Here is a 15,866-nt window from a genome sequence, read left to right as displayed (position 1 = left end):
AGGAGCACAGGCATGGCGACCCGGCTCGGACTCGGCCTTCCGCAGAACCAGCAGTACCACATCGGCAAGGACGTGCCCGACGTGGCACGCACCGCCGAGCAGATCGGCTACGAGAGCCTGTGGGTGTACGAGCGGGCCCTGTACCCGGAACCCGCCGGTCAGGGCCTGTACGGCATCGAGGGCCTCCCCTGGCCGGACTCGTATCGCAACGTGGCCGACCCCCTGGTCACCCTCACTCTGGCCGCGGCGGCCACCGAGCGGGCCCGGCTCGGCTCCAGCGTGCTGGTCGCCCCGCTGCACCAGCCGTTCCAGCTGGCCAAGGCCCTGGCCTCGCTGGACGCGGCGAGCGGCGGCCGGGTGATCGCGGGCTTCGGCACCGGCTGGTCCCTGGACGAGTACGCGGCCGCGGGCATCCGCCCGATCAAGGAGCGCGGCCAGGTGCTGGACGAGGTGATCGACGTGTGCCGCGCGGTGTGGGGCCCGGACCCGGTGCGCTACGAGGGCCGTATCACGAAGATCACGTCCGCCGTGGTCGGCCCCAAGCCCGCACGGCCGATCCCGATCCTGCTCGCCGCGAGCAACAGGAAGGCCCTGACCCGGCTCGTCGACCACGCCGACGGCTGGCTGCCGGTGGGCATGGGCGTCGAGCAGATCGCCACCCAGTGGCAGGAACTGCAGGACCTGGCGGCCGAGCGCGGCCGTCCGGAGCCCCTCCAGACGGTCCTGCGGGTGAACGCCGAGTACCGGGCCAAGGCCTACGACGGCGCCGACCGCCGCCCCTTCCAGGGCAGCGCCGACCAGATCGTCGAGGACCTGGTCGCGCACGCGTCGATCGGTCTGGAGGAGATCCTCGTCGACCTCCAGGCCACTTTGCGGGACGCCCAGGAGCTCAAGGACGTCGCCGCGGAGGTGTACGAGAAGGCCCGGGCGGCCGGGGTGTGACGACCCTCGGGAGGGCTCAGTCCTCGGGGAGTTCGACGGGTGCGATCTCGTCGTAGACGTCACCGGGGCCGGGGTTGGCCCGGTCGGTCGCGCCGCCGAGGTGGTGCATGACGCCCCACACGGCGTTGAGCGCGGTCTGCACGGCGCCCTCGGCCCAGCCGGCCGTCCAGGAGATGTCGTCGCCGGCGAGGAAGATGCCCCGCTTGTCGGCGGGCAGCCGGTCCTGCATGAAGTGCGTGAACAGGCGCCGCTGGTAGCGGTAGTGGCCGGGCAGGTTGGCCTTGAACGCGCCCATGAAGTACGGCTCGTTCTCCCAGGAGACCGTGACCGGGGTGCCGATGATGTGCTTCCTGATGTCGACCTTCGGGTAGATCTCGCCGAGCGACTTCAGCATGACGTCCATCCGCTCGTTGGCGGACAGCGGCAGCCACTTCAGGCTGTCGTCGCACCAGGTGTACGACAGGCAGATGACGGCGGGCTTGTCGGGTCCGTCGTCGAGCAGATAGGTCCCGCGGGTCATCCGGTCGGTCAGCGTCATCGACATGACGTCGCGGCCGGTCTCCTCGTCCTTGTCGAGCCAGAACGGCCGGTCGACGGGCACGAAGAGCTTGCTGGACTCCATGTAGTGGGTGCGCTCGATGGCCGTCCAGTGGTCGATCGGGAAGAGGGCGTCGTCACACTGGATCTTGGACAGCAGCATCCAGGACTGCGCGGTGAAGATCGCCGCCCGGTAGGTGCGGATGTCGCCGTTCGCGTCCGTCACCGTGATCCGGTTGCCCGCGGTGCGGTGCAGTCGCGTCACGGCGGGGCGGGGCTCGCCGTTCACGTGCAGGGACTTCAGGGAGGTCCCGTGCGGCCAGTGCACGATCTTCTCCGGCTCCCGCTCCCACAGACGCAGCGGCAACTGCTGGGAACCGCCGACGATGCCGCGGTGGTGGTCGTCGGCCTCGGTGTAGACGACCCGCAGGATCTCCAGGATGGAGTTCGGGAAGTCGGTGTCCCAGCCGCCGGTGCCGAATCCGACCTGGCCGAAGATCTCGCGGTGCCGGAAGGACTTGAAGGCCTCGGATTCGCAGAGGAAGCCGTAGAAGGTCTGGTTGTCGAGCTTCTCGACCAGCTTCGACCAGATCTCACGGATGCGCTCGACGTCGCGCTCGCGCATGGCGCGGTTCATGTCGGAGAAGTCGGCGCCCTCCTCCAGGCACCGGTTCCAGGCGCTCGCGACGTCGCGGTAGACCTGCGGCAGGTCGTCGATCGTCTCGGCGTAGTGCGACTCGCCCTTGAGGTCGACGACGGTCGACGGGGTGGCCTCGGCGAGCGGGTTGGGGAACGGCCTCGTCTCCAGGCCCACCAGATCGATGTAGTGCTGCAGGGCCGTCGAGGACGGCGGGAAGCGCATGGCGCCCATTTCGGCGGTCAGCGACGGGTCGCACCCGTCGAAGCCCACCGTCCGCAGCCGGCCGCCGATCTGATCGGCCTCGTACACGACGGGCTTGAGGCCCATCTTCATCAGCTCGTACGCGGCGACGATGCCGGACAGGCCGCCGCCGACGACGGCGACCTCGGTGCCGTGCTCGGTCGCGGGTATCTGGCCGAGGCCCGCCGGGTGGGCGAGGAAGTCGTCGTACGCGTACGGGAAGTCCGGGCCGAACATGGTGATCGGCGGCTGCTGCTCGTCTGCGTGCTCGACGGCGTTGGGCACCGTGGACGTCATGGGGTACGGACTCCTTGCGCGGAAAGAACTCGGTGGAGGCTCGGGGAGGGCCGGGGGTCAGACCAGGGACCCGTAGAGGCCGGGGCGGCGGTCCTTCAGGTACGGGTTCGCCTCGCGGGAGGCGGCGAGATGGACCGGGTCGACGTCGGCGAGGACCAGCTCCTCGACACGGCCGGCCCTGACCCGCGCGACCCCGTCCGGACCGGCCAGGGTGGAGAGCCCGACGAACTCGAACTCCCCTTCCTGTCCGACCCGGTTGACATAGGCGACGTACATCTGGTTCTCGAAGGCCCGCACCGGCACGAGGGACTCGGCGACGAACTGGAACGGATGCATCTGCGCCGTGGGCACGACCAGGAGGTCGGTGCCGGCCAGGGCGTGGGCGCGGACGTTCTCCGGGAACTCGACGTCGTAGCAGATCATGATGCCGACGCGCAGACCGTGGAGTTCCGCCTGTACGACCGGCTGGTCGCCCGGGGTGAAGTGGTCGCGTTCGAAACAGCCGAACAGGTGGGTCTTGCGGTAGTTCGCGAGGCGGGTGCCGTCGGCGGAGATCAGCTGGGCTGAGTTGAAGACCCTCTCGCCGTCCCGCTCGGGGTAGCCGTAGGCGACCGCGAGACCGTGCCGGGAGGAGATCTCGGCGATCGCGTCCGCCGACTCGCCGTCGGCGGGCTCGGCGAGGCGGGCGATGTCATCGCCGATCGCGTACCCGGTGAGGAACATCTCCGGCGCGACGAGCAGTCCCGCGCCCGCGGCGGCGGCACGCCCCGCGGCCTGGTCGAGGACCTTGAGGTTCTCGCCGACCGATCCGGGACGTCCGGAGCTCTGGAGCAGGGCGGTGCGCATGCGTGTTCTCCACCGGTACGGAAGGGGGTTCGGGGGTCGATTAGACGGTACGGTCGGCGCCTCGGGCCCGACAAGAAGGAGCCGTTGCGCGCCGATGAGCGAATCGTTGCGTCCGGCAGGGGTGGGACGGCGATTCGTTGCGCATCACCACCCGCCCTGCTGCCCGCAGCTCCCGATGGCCGGCTCCGACCTGCCTGTGCGGGCGGGCCGGATCAGCCCGCTCCCATGCGGCCGCCGACCAGTGCGGGCGCCAGCTGCGGGACCCACACGACGGCGATGGCCAGGGCGATGGAGGCCATCCCCACGAACCTGGCCGTCCGGAGACCTGCCGGAGCGAGTTTCTCGGTGGTCAGGACCGCCGCCAGGCCCACCATGGCCCACAGGTTCATGATGCCGAACGCCGCCAGCAGCGCCATGAGCGACCAGCAACAGCCCAGGCAGAAGGCGCCGTGGCGCGCTCCGGCGCGCAGATCGCGGCCCGCCCCCGGGTGTGAGGTGCAGCGAAGCATGAGCCCGATCGGCGAGCGGCATCTGGCCAGGCAGCGGTCCTTCACGGGGGTCAGCTGGTAGACGCCGTTGACCGCGAAGACGGCGGCGGCGACCGCGGTGGCGGTGGACGCGTGCGCGGCCGCCGCCCGGCCGGTGACGGCCGCCAGTGCGTAGGCGGGCAACCCGGCGAGAGCCCACACCAGCAGATAGCCCACAGTGAACGTGATCACGCGCAAAGTCCGGTGCGCGCGGATCGTGCGCCCGTACAGGGCGGTGACGGGGGCGGTGGCGGGCAGCATCATCGCCGCCGTCATCACCGTCCACACGGGCAGGAAGGCGACCAGGTCCAGCCCCATCGTGCCGGGCATCGCCCCCATGCCGCGCCAGCGCCCCACGATCCATGCCCAGGCGCCGGCCGCCGCGAGCAGCAGCAGCCCGGCAGGGCGCAGCCTGCGGCGCTGAGCGGTGGCAACAGCCGTCACGCGGACCATGTGAAGGGGGCCGCGTGCCCGTTGCCGCCGGTGAAGTCCCATGACCGACCGTACACGCCCTCGCCGATCGCCCGGGTGGAGCGGGCGATCGTCAGCGTGCTGTTCGCCGGGTGGAACATGCCGGTCAGCCGCATCACCGGTCCGTCCTCGCCGAACTGCGGGGCGACCTGGTCCTCGACTTCGATGTCGATCACATCGGCCACCCGCGCCGAGTGACGCCGGCCGTCGTCACGGTAGGCGATGGGGACTCGCTCGACGCCGAGAACCTCGCCGATGAGGGGGACGAGTGCCGCCATCGGCCCGCCCACCTGTCCGGAGAACACCCTTCCCAGAGCCTCGGCTTGGCCGTCGTCGGCCGACTGGTCGACATACAGCGCCACCTGCCAGCCGCCGTCGGCCATCACCCGGGGCGCGTCGATGAAGACGGCGACGCTGCGGCCGGACACGTCCACTGCGTCGACCTGCCCGCGCTCGACGTGGAAGGCGAACGTCACCTGGCACCGCTCGTGGTCGGCGGGTGCCGTCAGGCCCGACGTGGTGCACGGGCACACCACGTCGCAGTTGCAGCTTTCCAGGTAGGTTCCGTTCAGGCTCCAGGGCATGGTCCCCACCTCCCTGGTCCGGTCTTCTCCAGCCTAGCCCTGGCAACGGCGACCGGCAGGAGGTGGCGTGTGGGGGCGGTGACGGTGGCCCGGGTCCGCTTTTGGGTCAGGCGGTCCGCGGCACGGCGAAGGTGGTGAGCACCGCCGCGTGGTCGGACGGCCAGTCGTTGCCGGCGACGTCCGGCCACGGGCGCGGAGTGCCGGTGACGACCGTGCGTGAGTCCAGGACCGTGAGCCCCCGGTGCAGCACGTAGTCGATGCGGTCCTGCGGTTCGGGGCGTCCGCTGCCGTCCTCGTGCACGTGGTGGATCGGGGACCACGTGTGGCCGGGGTCGCGGACCGGGTCGGGGTGCGCCTCGCGGTAGGAGTCGCTAAGGCCCGCATCCTCGGCCGCCTTGGTCACCGGCCAGGCGACGTCGGGCCGGTCCAGGTGCGAGGGGCAGTTGAAGTCGCCGACGAGCACCACCGGAACGCCGCTGTCCGCCGACTCCTCGATCCGCCGCAGGGTCTCCCGCATCTGAGCCAGCCGTACCCCCTCGTGGGTGATCAGCCCGGCTGCCGCAAGGCCGTCGAAGGCTGACTCGTACGGCCCGTATGGCGTGTAGTCCAGGTGGGCCGTCCAGACGTCGACCTCGCACCCCCGGCCGAGGCGGATACGCACGCCCGCCGCCCCGTAGAAGCCCACGTCGGGATCTCCGAAGCGGGCTGTGATCGGGTGGCGGCTGATGACGCCGAGGTTCTCGCCCGCCCGGTGGTGGTACCAGCCGAGTGCCTCGGCCAGCTCCTGGGCCGCGGTGCCGCCCGTCTCCTGCAGACCGACCACGTCGGCCCCGGTCTCCAGGACGGCCTTGAGCTGCTTGGCCCGATGATCGTCGACCATGCTCCCGCCGAGCCAGAGGTTCCAGCTCATCACGCGCAGTTCGCAGGTCGGCAGGGACCGCAGTCGCTCGGGCGTGACCTCCTCCAGGCTGGCCAGCACGGTCCGACCGGGAGCCGGCTCGATCGGCGCGAGCGACGGTACGGCGAGCACCGCGCACCCGGCCGCCTCGGCGGAGGCGACGCCCGTGGGGGTGTCCTCGACGGCGACGCAGGCGCCGGGGTCGACCCCGAGAGCACGGCACGCGACCAGGTACGGGTCGGGCGCGGGCTTGGTGCGCTCGGTGTCGTCGGCGGTGACGGAGACCGCGAACCGGGCGGGACCCAGCACGTCGAGGACGGTCTCGGCGACGGCCCGGGGGGAGGCGGTGACCAGCGCGGTGGGGATGCCCTCGCGGGCGAGGGCGTCGAGCAGGTCGAGCGCGCCCGGGCGGGGCACCACGCCCCCGCGGACCCGGTCGGCGAACTCTCGGTGCAGGTCGGCGGCCACGTCCGCCGTCGGGGCGCCGGTGAGCCCGGCCAGCCAGTCGGCCGTGTGTTCCACGGGGCGGCCGAGCACGTCCGGCCGGTCGTCACCGCCGAGCGGTCGGCCGAGTCCGGCCGCGACCCGCTCCACCGCCTCCCACCACAGCCGCTCGGTGTCGACGAGCGTGCCGTCCATGTCGAACAGGACGGCTTGGAGCGGGAGTCGGGTCACGGTTCTCTCTTTCCTGTGGGGGTTCGTGGGAGTTCGGTTCTCAGGGGTCAGTGAGCGCGCCCGGCGACCAGGACCGGGCGGTCCGGCAGGGTCACCGTGACCGCGGCACCGGCGCCGAGGGCGACGGCCTCGTGCGCCGGCAGGTCGGCCTTCGCCTCGGTGCCGTCGGCCAGGCGTACGGTCAGCCGGACCGCAGCCCCGAGGAAGGTGGTCGCGATCACCCGCGCGTTCCCCTCGTCGTCCGCGGCCACCCGTACCGCCTCCGGCCGCACCAGCACGTCCACCTCGGTCGCGGCGGGCGCGTCGCCGTCGACGGGCAGCCGCTGCCCGAGCACCTCGACGACGTCCGAGGAGAGCCGCCCGGGGATCCGGCTCATCGTGCCGACGAACTCGGCGACGAAGGCGGTGGCCGGGCGGCCGTACAACTCGGCGGGCGGTGCGCACTGTTCGAGCTTCCCGGCCCGCATCACCGCGACCCGGTCCGCCATGGACAGCGCTTCCTCCTGGTCGTGCGTGACGAAGAGGGTGGTGATGCCCAGTTCCTGCTGGAGGCGGCGGATCTCCTCGCGCAGGGTGAGCCGCACCTTGGCGTCGAGGGCGGACAGCGGCTCGTCGAGCAGCAGGACGCGGGGGCGCAGGGCGAGCGCGCGGGCCAGTGCGACGCGCTGCTGCTGGCCGCCGGAGAGCTGGTGCGGAAAGCGCTCGCCCTTGTCGCCGAGGCCGACGAGGTCGAGCAGTTCGGCCGCGCGGGCACACCGATCGGTGGTGCGCGCCTTGCGCATGCGCAGCCCGAAGGCCACGTTGTCGAGTGCGGTCAGGTGCGGGAAGAGGCTGTAGGACTGGAAGACCATCCCGGCGTCGCGGCGGTGGGCCGGAATACGGGTGACGTCCTCGCCGTCGACGAGCACGGCACCGGAGTCGGGGTGCTCGAACCCGGCGAGCATGCGCAGCGCGGTGGTCTTGCCGCAGCCGGACGGGCCGAGGAGGGCGAGGAGTTCGCCGGGCCGTACGGTCAGGTCGAGTCCGTCCAGCGCGAGGGTCGGGCCGAACTCCCGGCGCAGTCCCCGGAATTCGACTGTCGCTGCCTTTGCTCGGGTTGCGGCCATGTCGAGCGTCATGTGGTTCATCCCTTGGCGGTACGGGAGCGCCCGCCGAAGACGGCGAGCGAGAGCAGGAGGGCCCAGCTGACGAGCAGGCTGAGCACGGAGACGGCGACGGACAGCTGGGCCTGCGAGCCGCCGACGCTGTAGATCCACACGGCGAACGGCGTGAAGCCCAGCAGCTGGGCGACCGTGAACTCGCCGAGGACCAGCGCGAGCGTGAGGAAGGAAGCGTTCAGCAGGGCTCCGCGCAGATTGGGCAGCACGACGTGGACCAGCGCCTGCGGCCGGCTCGCCCCGCAGCTGCGCGCCGCCTCGACGAGGGTGCGCACGTCGATGGCGCGCAGGCCCGCGTCCAGGGCCCGGTACGCGAACGGCAGCGCCATCACGACGTAGGCGAGGACCAGCACGAACGGAAAGCCCGGGTTCTGGATCGCCACGAACGTCTGGAAGAGCGGCGTGCGCGAGAGGTGGTCGGGCCCCCACTTGAGCACCGTGGCGATCCCCGCGACGAACGCGATCGGCGGCACGACCAGCGGCAGCGAGCACACCGTCTCGACGACGGGCCGCAGCCGGGGCGCACCGAGCCGCAGCGCGACCATCGCGGGCACCATCAGCATCAGGACCAGGGCGATCGTGGCGGCGGCCAGCTCCAGCGACAGCAGCAGGCTGGAACCGAAGCCGGCAGTGGAGACGATCTGGGTGTAGGCGTCGAAGGTGACGCCCCGGCCGGGTACCTCAACCGTGAAGAACACGGACGCGGCGAGCGGGACCAGGAAGTACAGGCCGGCGCCGGCCAGGACGGCCCAGCGCCACAGGTTCAGGCGAGCCATCGCGCACTCCGTCGTTGCAGCGGCAGGTACACGGCCATGACAAGGCCCGCGACCAGGACCATGTCGAGGCTGAGGGCGAGCGCCACGTTCTCCTGGCCGACCAGGACGTTGCCGGAGATGGCGTCGGCGATCTGCAGGGTGACCAGCGGGACGGCGCTGCCCACCATGGCCGCGGCGGTGGCGTACGCGGCGAAGGCGCTGCCGAAGAGCAGCACGAATCCGCCGAGCAGTGAGGGCAGCAGGACGGGCAGAGCGACATGGCGCCAGTACTGGACGGTGGTGGCGCCGTTGTTCTGCGCCGCCTCGCGCCACTGGACGCGCAGTCCGTCGAGGGCCGGTGTGATGGTGAGGACCATCAGCGGGATCAGGAAGTACAGATAGACGATCACCAGACCCCAGAAGCTGTAGAGGCTCCAGCCCTTGTCGGTCAGGCCCAGATGGCGGGTGAGCACGCCGGAGTTGCCGAGCGTGGCGACGAAGGCGAACGCCAGCGGGACGCCGCCGAAGTTGGCGAGGACCCCGGACGCGGTGAGCACGGCCTCACGCAGCACAGGGAAGCGGGAGGTCACCACGGCCTGGGCGAACAGCAGCCCGAGTACGGTGCCGATGGCGGCGGAGACGGCGGAGAGCTTGACGCTGCCGACCAGGGCCGTGAGGTAGGCGCCGTGCAGCGAGGCGGTGAGGTTGGCCGTGCTGTACGAGGTGGCGCCGGTCGTCTGGTCCTTCACGGTGAAGGCGCCGTTCAGCATGGCGAGGGCGGGGATCCCGAAGGCGACCGCCGTGAAGGCGAGCAGCGGGAGCACGGCGAGCGCGCCGGAGGCGGGGCGCCGCCGCTGCTGAGGAGCAGCGGCGGTCGCGAGCTCGGCCTCGGTGAGGACGGCGGTCATCCGGAGACGGCCTTCCCCCAGCCCTGCGCGATGGCCGTCTTGGCCTTGCTCTGCTGGGCCTCGGTCGGGAAGGACGGGGTGCCCGAGACCTCGGGCAGCTTGGCCGCCGCGGTCTTGTCCAGGGTGCCGGCCTTCTCCATCGCGGCCATCAGGGCCGGGCGGGCGTAGCCCTTGAGCCAGAGGTTCTGGCCCTCGGCGCTGTAGAGGTACTCCTGCCACAGGCGGGCGGCCGCCGGGTGCGGGGCATCCTTGTTGATGGCCTGCGAGTAGTACTGGGAGAACTTGCCGTCGGTGGGGACGGCGACCTTCCAGTCGAGGCCCTTGGACTTGAACTCGTCGGCGTAACCGGCGTTCAGATAGTCCCAGTCGATGCTGATCGGGGTCTCGCCCTTCTCGACGGTGGCCGGGGTCGACTCGACGGGCGTGTAGTTGCCGTTCTTCTTCAGCTTGGTGAAGAAGTCGAGGCCGGGCTGGATGTCGTCGAACGAGCCGCCGTTCGCGAGCGCCGCCGCGTACACGCCGGCGAAGGCCGAACCCGACTTGGTGGGGTTGCCGTTGAGCGCGACCTGGCCCTTGTACTGCGGCTTGAGCAGGTCGGCGAAGGTCGTCGGACAGGTCTTCACGCGCTTGGCGTCGCAGCCGATGGAGATGTAGCCGCCGTAGTCGTTGTACCAACGGGCCTGGGGGTCCCTCTGGCCGGCCGGGATGCCGGCGTAAGAGACCACCCGGTACGGGGCGAGCAGTCCCTGCTGGGCGGCGCTGAGCGCGAAGGAGCTGCCGAGGTCGAGGACGTCGGGCGCGCGGTCCTGGCCCTTGCGCGCGGTGACGGCGCTGATCTCGTCCTGGCTGGACCCGTCCGGGTTCTCCACCTCGATCTTGATGCCGTACTTCTTCTGGAAGCCGTCGATCAGGGCGCCGTAGTTGGCCCAGTCGCGGGGCAGGGCGATCGCGTGCAGCGTGCCCTCCTTCTTGGCGGCCTTGACCAGGGCGCCGAGGCCGCCGAGGTCCGCGGCCGAGGTCGCGGTGGCCGCGCTCTTGCCGTTCGCGGTGGTCGACGCGTTGTCGGGGGCGGCGCCGCAGGCGCTGAGGGCGAGCACGGCGGCCACGGCGAGGCCACCGGTGAGCACGGCGGTTCTCGGCGGGAAGACTGTCACTGTCACTCCAGGGGTACGCACGAGCGAGGAGACGAGACGGGGACAACTTGTCTGAACAAGTTGCGTCACAGTACGCCCGTCGCCGGTGTCCTGTCCGTAAACCGTGGCGAAACTTTGAGCCTTTGTTGTCTGCACAATCCAGACCGTTGCAGATCACGCTCAGGTCTCGATTAGGCTGCTCACGCTGTGCACAGTGACCGACCCAGAGAGGAAACATGGCTGCGCGACACGAAGAGATCGCCGACGAGCTGCGGCGGGCGATCGACCGCGAGGAGTACACAGTCGGCAGTCGGCTCCCCTCGGAGACGGAGCTGGCTGCGCACTACGGCGTCTCGCGCGGCACCGTTCGCCAGGCCGTCGCGACCCTCACCGCCGAGGGGCTCATCGGCTCCCGTCAGGGTGCCCGAAGGGTGGTCCTGGCCAGCCGCCGCAGCCAGAGCTTCGAAGAACTGCGCAGTTTCGCGCAGTGGGCGCGGGCGATGGGCCGGGAGGCGACGGGACACGTCGTGGCGCAGGAGCACCGCCCGGCGACGAAGGAGGACGCCGTCCGCCTGCAACTGCGCGCCGGAACGCCCGTGCTGCACGTCCTGCGGGTGCGCGGTCTGGACGGTGAGCCGGTGCTGCTGGAGCGGACCGTGTACGCGGACTGGATCACCCCGGCGGTCGAGGCCATCGAACCGGACTGCCCCTCCGTCACCCAGCGGCTCTTCGACGACACTGGCCTGGTGTTCGCATACGGTGAGCACGTCATCGACGCGGTCGCTGCGGGCGCCCTGGACGCAGACCTGCTCGGCATCCGCCGCACCAGCCCGCTGCTGCGGGTCCGCCGGATCACGACCACCCGCGAGGGCCGCCCGGTGGAGTGGTCGGACGACCGCTACCGCTCGGACGCCGTGAGCTTCAGCGTGCACAACTCGATCGGCAACAACGCCCTGGCACGCAAGACGGCCGAGTGACCGCTCGCCCGGATCACGTGGGCGAGCCCGAGGAGAAGCGGCGCAGCAGCGGGGACAGGACCAGGACCGACTTCGTCCGTTCGACGAACGGCTCGCCCGCGATGCGCTCCAGCACGCGCTCGAAGTGGCGCATGTCGGCGGCGAAGACCTGGGCGATCGCGTCCGCCTCACCCGTGACGGTGGAGGCGGCCACGACCTCCTGGTAGCGCTCCAGGCCCCGCTGGATGGTCTCCGGCGAGGTGTTGCGCCGGCAGTAGATCTCGACGAACCCCTCGGTCTCCCAGCCGAGGGCCCCCGGGTCCACCCGGACGGTGAACCCGGTGATGGCGCCGGTCGCGCGAAGCCGGTCCACGCGCCGCTTCACGGCGGGCGCGGACAGGCCTACCAGCTGCCCGATGTCCGCGTAGGAGCGGCGGGCGTCCTCGGCGAGGGCGTGCACGATGCGTTCGTCGAGATCGTTCAGCAAGGCGGGTGGTTCACTTCTCTGTGACGACTTCGGTTCCCGCGGGGTCCGCGGCGGCCAGCCGGGACCGCCGGTGGCCATACAGGAAGTAGAACACGAGCCCGACGGCCATCCAGACCCCGAAGACCACCCAGGTGACGGCCGAGAGGCTGCCCATCATCCACAGGCAGAAGGCGAAGCCGAGTGCGGGCAGCACCGGCGACAGCGGCACCCGGAAGGTGCGGGTCATGTGCGGACGCGTCCGGCGCAGCACCACGACCGCGACATTGACCAGCGCGAAGGCGAACAGGGTGCCGATGCTGGTGGCGTCGGCGAGCTGGCCGAGCGGGATCGCGGCGGCGAGCACACCGCAGAAGATGGACACGATGAGCGTGTTGGCGCGGGGCGTGCCGGTCTTCGGGTGGACCCGTGAGAACACCTTGGGCACCAGACCGTCGCGGGACATCGCGAAGAGGATGCGGGTCTGGCCGTAGAGCACGGTCAGGACCACGCTCGCGATGGCGATGACCGCGCAGGCCGCGAGGAGGGTGCCCCAGAAGGTCTGCCCGGTGACGTCCTTCATGATCTGGGCGAGCGCGGCCTCCGAGTCGTTGAACCGTCGCCACGGCTTCGCGCCCACGGCCACGGCCGCGACGACGACGTACAGCGCCGTGACGATGACCAGCGACAGCATGATGGCCCGCGGCAGGTCGCGCTGCGCGTTCTTCGCCTCCTCACCGGCCGTGGAGGCGGCGTCGAAGCCGATGTAGGAGAAGAAGAGCGTGGCCCCCGCGGCGCTGACGCCGGCCATGCCGAGCGGCATGAAGTTCGCGTAGTTGCCGGAGCGGAAGCCCTGGATGCCGATCAGGCAGAAGAGCAGCAGAGCGGCGATCTTCACGGCGACCATGATGGTGTTGGCGCGCGCGGACTCCTTGGCGCCGCCGAGCAGGAACGCCATGGCGAGCAGGACGACGATCAGCGCCGGCAGGTTGAACACCCCGCCGTCCCCGGGCGGCGCCGACAGTGCGGCGGGGATGGTGACGCCGATGGTCCCCTCCAGCAGCTCGTTGAGGTACTGGCCCCAGCCGACCGCCACGGCGGCCACCGACACGCCGTACTCGAGGACCAGGCACCAGCCACAGATCCAGGCGATCAGCTCGCCCATCGTTGCGTACGCGTACGAGTACGAGGAGCCGGAGACCGGGATCGTGCCCGCCAGCTCGGCATACGACAGGGCGGAGAAGAGGGCGGTGAGACCGGCGATCACGAAGGAGAGGGTGACGGCGGGCCCGGCCTTCGGCACGGCCTCGCCGAGGACCACGAAGATGCCGGTGCCGAGCGTGGCACCGATGCTGATCATGGTGAGCTGCCACAGCCCGAGGGACCGCCGCAGGGTCCCTCCCTCGCCCTGGCCACCCTCGGCGACCAGGCGTTCCACCGGCTTGCGGCGCATCAGACGCGCGCCGAGGCCGGGGCCGGCAGGGGCTGGATGACTGCGGGACTGCGGGGGTGCGCCTTGGTCGAGCACGCGTGGGCTCCTTATCGCTGCCGGTCAAGGGGGCGTGCGGGACCGGCGGCACCCCCGGGGGGCGGGGACCGCCGAGCGGGGTCCCTGCCACGCCACGTACAGCGCAGACCCTATGAGCCGCGCCTTCACGGGCGTAATGCAGCAACCTTGCGCATCTCCGCAAGATCGTTGCGTTCATTCACCACTCACGCGGATTTGTTGCGCCGGACCTTTGATGTTTGCACCGCCGGGCTCTCGGCTGCCGCCTGCAGCTCCTTGATCAGGAAGGTGCACGGGTCGGCGCACTCGTGCGCCACACCGTCGGCGTCCTCGTACGACCAGCGGTCCACATAGCCGGTGAGGGGCCGGTAGCCGAGCCGCGCGTACAGGGCCGCCGCGCGCGGGTTGTCCGCGGCGACACCCATGCCGATCACCGAACGGCCACGACCGCGCGCCAGGTCTTCGGCCGCGCGGATCAGCGCGCTTCCGATGCCCCGGGAGCGCAGCTCCTCGGGCCATACGCCGAGCCCGTTGATCTCGGGGCAGCCGGCCCGTGCCGCCCGTACCTCCGACGCCGCACAGCCGTTCCAGCGGACCTCGGCGTGCCCGACGGGCCGCCCTTCGGCCCAGGCGACGAGGTAGGTGCTCTGCCCCGTCTCCTGCCGTGCGAACCGCCGGGCGTGGAACGAGACGGCCCCGGCGGAGCCGATGTACCGGTCCAGCAGCGCCACGTCGGCGGCCCGGCAGACGGTGATCTCCATGCTTCCGACCGTAGGTGAGCCGGCCGCCGCGGTCTCCCGGTTTTCCCACCCGTACACGCCGACGGCTTCCACTCTTCCGCCGACGGTGCAACAGGGTCCGCGCGCAAGGGAGTCGTGTCAGCTCCAGCTGGCGTGCAGCGGCTTGCCCTCGGCGTAGCCCGCCGCGCTCTGGATGCCGACGACGGCCCGCTCCGCGAACTCCTCCAGCGAGCCGGCACCGGCGTAGGTGCAGGAGGACCGGACGCCGGCGATGACCGAGTCGATCAGGTCCTCGACGCCCGGGCGGGCCGGGTCGAGGAACATCCGGGACGTCGAGATGCCCTCCTCGAACAGCCCCTTGCGGGCGCGGTCGTACGCGGACTCCTCCGACGTGCGGTTGCGGACCGCGCGCGCCGAGGCCATGCCGAACGACTCCTTGTACAGCCGGCCGTTGGCGTCCTGCTGGAGGTCACCGGGCGACTCGTACGTGCCCGCGAACCAGGAGCCGATCATCACGTTGGACGCGCCCGCCGCCAGCGCCATCGCGACGTCGCGCGGGTGGCGGACACCGCCGTCGGCCCACACGTGCTTGCCGTACTTCTTCGCCTCGGCGGCGCACTCCAGGACGGCGGAGAACTGCGGACGACCGACGCCGGTCATCATGCGCGTGGTGCACATGGCACCGGGGCCCACACCGACCTTGACGATGTCCGCTCCGGCCTCGATCAGGTCACGCACGCCCTCGGCGGCGACGATGTTGCCCGCCACGAGCGGCACCTGCGGGTCCAGCGCACGTACGGCCCTGAGGGTAGTGATCATCGACTCCTGGTGGCCGTGCGCGGTGTCGATGACCAGCGTGTCGACGCCCGCGTCGAGCAGCTGCTTGGCCTTGCCGACCGCGTCGCCGTTGATGCCGACGGCGGCGGCGACGCGCAACCTGCCGTGTGCGTCCGTGGCCGGCGTGTAGAGCGTGGCCCGCAGGGCGCCCTTGCGGGTGAGGATGCCGGCGAGCCTGCCGTCCTCGTCGACCGCGGGCGCGTAGCGACGGTTGGCGGTGTCGAGGACGTTGAAGGCCTCGCGCGGGTCGATCCCGGCGTCGAGCAGCAGCAGGTCCTTGGACATGACCACTTCGAGCTGGGTGAAGCGGTCCACGCCGGAGAGGTCGGCGTCCGTGACCACGCCGATCGGCCGGTGCCCCTCGTCGACCACCACACCCGCGTTGTGCGCGCGCTTCGACAGCAGCGCGAGGGCGTCGGCGACGGTCTGGTGCGGGGCCAGCACGATCGGGGTGTCCAGCACCAGATGACGGCCCTTGACCCAGGAGATGACCTCGGTGACCACGTCGATCGGGATGTCCTGCGGTATGACGACCAGGCCGCCGCGCCGGGCCACCGTCTCCGCCATGCGGCGGCCGGCGATGGCGGTCATGTTGGCGACGACGATCGGAATGGTCGTGCCCGTGCCGTCCGGGGAGGCGAGGTCCACGTCCTGGCGGGAGCCGACGGAGGAGCGGCCCGGCACCATGAAGACGTCGTCGTAGGTCAGGTCATAGTCAGGCTGGATGTCATTGAGGAAACGCACGTGCTGCAC

Annotated in this window: 15 protein-coding genes; 2 read left to right on the top strand and 13 right to left on the bottom strand. The window is 71.1% G+C overall.

The window, feature by feature from the left end; translation table 11 throughout:
• Positions 1–12 precede the first annotated feature (12 nt).
• Positions 13–942, top strand: coding sequence for an LLM class F420-dependent oxidoreductase (locus ACZ7L1_RS23675; RefSeq protein WP_471439881.1), 930 nt, complete (start codon positions 13–15; stop codon positions 940–942).
• A 16-nt stretch (positions 943–958) separates the two neighbouring features.
• On the opposite strand, the gene ACZ7L1_RS23670 is transcribed toward ACZ7L1_RS23675, so the two are convergent.
• The 9 genes from ACZ7L1_RS23670 to ACZ7L1_RS23630 form a co-directional block, all read right to left on the bottom strand.
• A complete protein-coding gene (locus ACZ7L1_RS23670) occupies positions 959–2,656 on the bottom strand; it encodes a flavin monoamine oxidase family protein (protein WP_471439880.1) in 1,698 nt (565 codons plus the stop codon).
• 57 nt (positions 2,657–2,713) lie between these two features.
• The gene (locus ACZ7L1_RS23665) at positions 2,714–3,502 is read right to left on the bottom strand and encodes a carbon-nitrogen hydrolase family protein (RefSeq protein ID WP_471439878.1); all 789 of its coding nucleotides are present in this window, start codon (positions 3,500–3,502) and stop codon (positions 2,714–2,716) included.
• A gap of 212 nt (positions 3,503–3,714) precedes the next feature.
• Complete coding sequence (locus ACZ7L1_RS23660) at positions 3,715–4,473, bottom strand: DUF2182 domain-containing protein (protein WP_471439876.1); 759 nt, start codon at positions 4,471–4,473, stop codon at positions 3,715–3,717.
• Positions 4,470–5,084: a DUF1326 domain-containing protein gene (locus ACZ7L1_RS23655; RefSeq protein WP_471439874.1), complete on the bottom strand. Its 615-nt coding sequence runs from the start codon at positions 5,082–5,084 to the stop codon at positions 4,470–4,472. Before ACZ7L1_RS23655 ends, ACZ7L1_RS23660 begins: the two co-directional genes overlap by 4 nt.
• Before the next feature lie 106 nt (positions 5,085–5,190).
• On the bottom strand, positions 5,191–6,657 hold the full coding sequence (locus tag ACZ7L1_RS23650; RefSeq protein WP_471439873.1) for an HAD-IA family hydrolase: 1,467 nt from the start codon (positions 6,655–6,657) through the stop codon (positions 5,191–5,193).
• Between the two features lie 47 nt (positions 6,658–6,704).
• Positions 6,705–7,775 carry an ABC transporter ATP-binding protein gene (locus ACZ7L1_RS23645; RefSeq protein WP_471439993.1) on the bottom strand — a complete coding sequence of 357 codons (1,071 nt, stop codon included), beginning with the start codon at positions 7,773–7,775 and terminating at the stop codon, positions 6,705–6,707.
• Positions 7,776–7,780: 5 nt separating this feature from the next.
• Positions 7,781–8,590, bottom strand: a complete 810-nt coding sequence (locus ACZ7L1_RS23640; protein WP_471439871.1) for an ABC transporter permease — start codon at positions 8,588–8,590, stop codon at positions 7,781–7,783.
• A complete protein-coding gene (locus ACZ7L1_RS23635; RefSeq protein WP_471439869.1) occupies positions 8,578–9,477 on the bottom strand; it encodes an ABC transporter permease in 900 nt (299 codons plus the stop codon). Before ACZ7L1_RS23635 ends, ACZ7L1_RS23640 begins: the two co-directional genes overlap by 13 nt.
• A complete protein-coding gene (locus ACZ7L1_RS23630; protein WP_471439868.1) occupies positions 9,474–10,631 on the bottom strand; it encodes an ABC transporter substrate-binding protein in 1,158 nt (385 codons plus the stop codon). The genes ACZ7L1_RS23635 and ACZ7L1_RS23630 overlap by 4 nt, the downstream gene beginning before the upstream one ends.
• A 215-nt stretch (positions 10,632–10,846) precedes the next feature.
• Here ACZ7L1_RS23630 and ACZ7L1_RS23625 point away from each other — a divergent pair, with 215 nt between their 5' ends.
• Entirely contained in the window at positions 10,847–11,587 is a 741-nt protein-coding gene (locus ACZ7L1_RS23625) for a GntR family transcriptional regulator (RefSeq protein ID WP_471439866.1), read from the top strand.
• 13 nt (positions 11,588–11,600) lie between these two features.
• On the opposite strand, the gene ACZ7L1_RS23620 is transcribed toward ACZ7L1_RS23625, so the two are convergent.
• From ACZ7L1_RS23620 to ACZ7L1_RS23605, 4 genes are all read right to left on the bottom strand, one after another.
• The gene (locus ACZ7L1_RS23620) at positions 11,601–12,053 is read right to left on the bottom strand and encodes an Lrp/AsnC family transcriptional regulator (protein ID WP_471439864.1); all 453 of its coding nucleotides are present in this window, start codon (positions 12,051–12,053) and stop codon (positions 11,601–11,603) included.
• A gap of 10 nt (positions 12,054–12,063) precedes the next feature.
• Positions 12,064–13,557 carry an amino acid permease gene (locus ACZ7L1_RS23615; protein ID WP_471439862.1) on the bottom strand — a complete coding sequence of 498 codons (1,494 nt, stop codon included), beginning with the start codon at positions 13,555–13,557 and terminating at the stop codon, positions 12,064–12,066.
• A 185-nt stretch (positions 13,558–13,742) separates the two neighbouring features.
• The gene (locus ACZ7L1_RS23610; RefSeq protein WP_471439861.1) at positions 13,743–14,297 is read right to left on the bottom strand and encodes a GNAT family N-acetyltransferase; all 555 of its coding nucleotides are present in this window, start codon (positions 14,295–14,297) and stop codon (positions 13,743–13,745) included.
• Between the two features lie 117 nt (positions 14,298–14,414).
• Positions 14,415–15,857, bottom strand: coding sequence for a GuaB1 family IMP dehydrogenase-related protein (locus ACZ7L1_RS23605; RefSeq protein WP_471439860.1), 1,443 nt, complete (start codon positions 15,855–15,857; stop codon positions 14,415–14,417).
• Between the last annotated feature and the right edge of the window lie 9 nt (positions 15,858–15,866).

Source organism: Streptomyces sp. NPDC107546, from assembly GCF_055639175.1.
The sequence above is the reverse complement of the archived record's forward strand: the minus strand, read 5'-3'. Positions and strand labels throughout refer to the sequence as shown.

Coding starts and splice junctions, on each gene's coding strand:
- ACZ7L1_RS23675 (WP_471439881.1), top strand. CDS start 13: ATGGCGACCCGGCTCGGACTCGGCCTTCCGCAGAACCAGCAGTACCAC.
- ACZ7L1_RS23670 (WP_471439880.1), bottom strand. CDS start 2,656: ATGACGTCCACGGTGCCCAACGCCGTCGAGCACGCAGACGAGCAGCAG.
- ACZ7L1_RS23665 (WP_471439878.1), bottom strand. CDS start 3,502: ATGCGCACCGCCCTGCTCCAGAGCTCCGGACGTCCCGGATCGGTCGGC.
- ACZ7L1_RS23655 (WP_471439874.1), bottom strand. CDS start 5,084: ATGCCCTGGAGCCTGAACGGAACCTACCTGGAAAGCTGCAACTGCGAC.
- ACZ7L1_RS23645 (WP_471439993.1), bottom strand. CDS start 7,775: ATGACGCTCGACATGGCCGCAACCCGAGCAAAGGCAGCGACAGTCGAA.
- ACZ7L1_RS23640 (WP_471439871.1), bottom strand. CDS start 8,590: ATGGCTCGCCTGAACCTGTGGCGCTGGGCCGTCCTGGCCGGCGCCGGC.
- ACZ7L1_RS23635 (WP_471439869.1), bottom strand. CDS start 9,477: ATGACCGCCGTCCTCACCGAGGCCGAGCTCGCGACCGCCGCTGCTCCT.
- ACZ7L1_RS23625 (WP_471439866.1), top strand. CDS start 10,847: ATGGCTGCGCGACACGAAGAGATCGCCGACGAGCTGCGGCGGGCGATC.
- ACZ7L1_RS23610 (WP_471439861.1), bottom strand. CDS start 14,297: ATGGAGATCACCGTCTGCCGGGCCGCCGACGTGGCGCTGCTGGACCGG.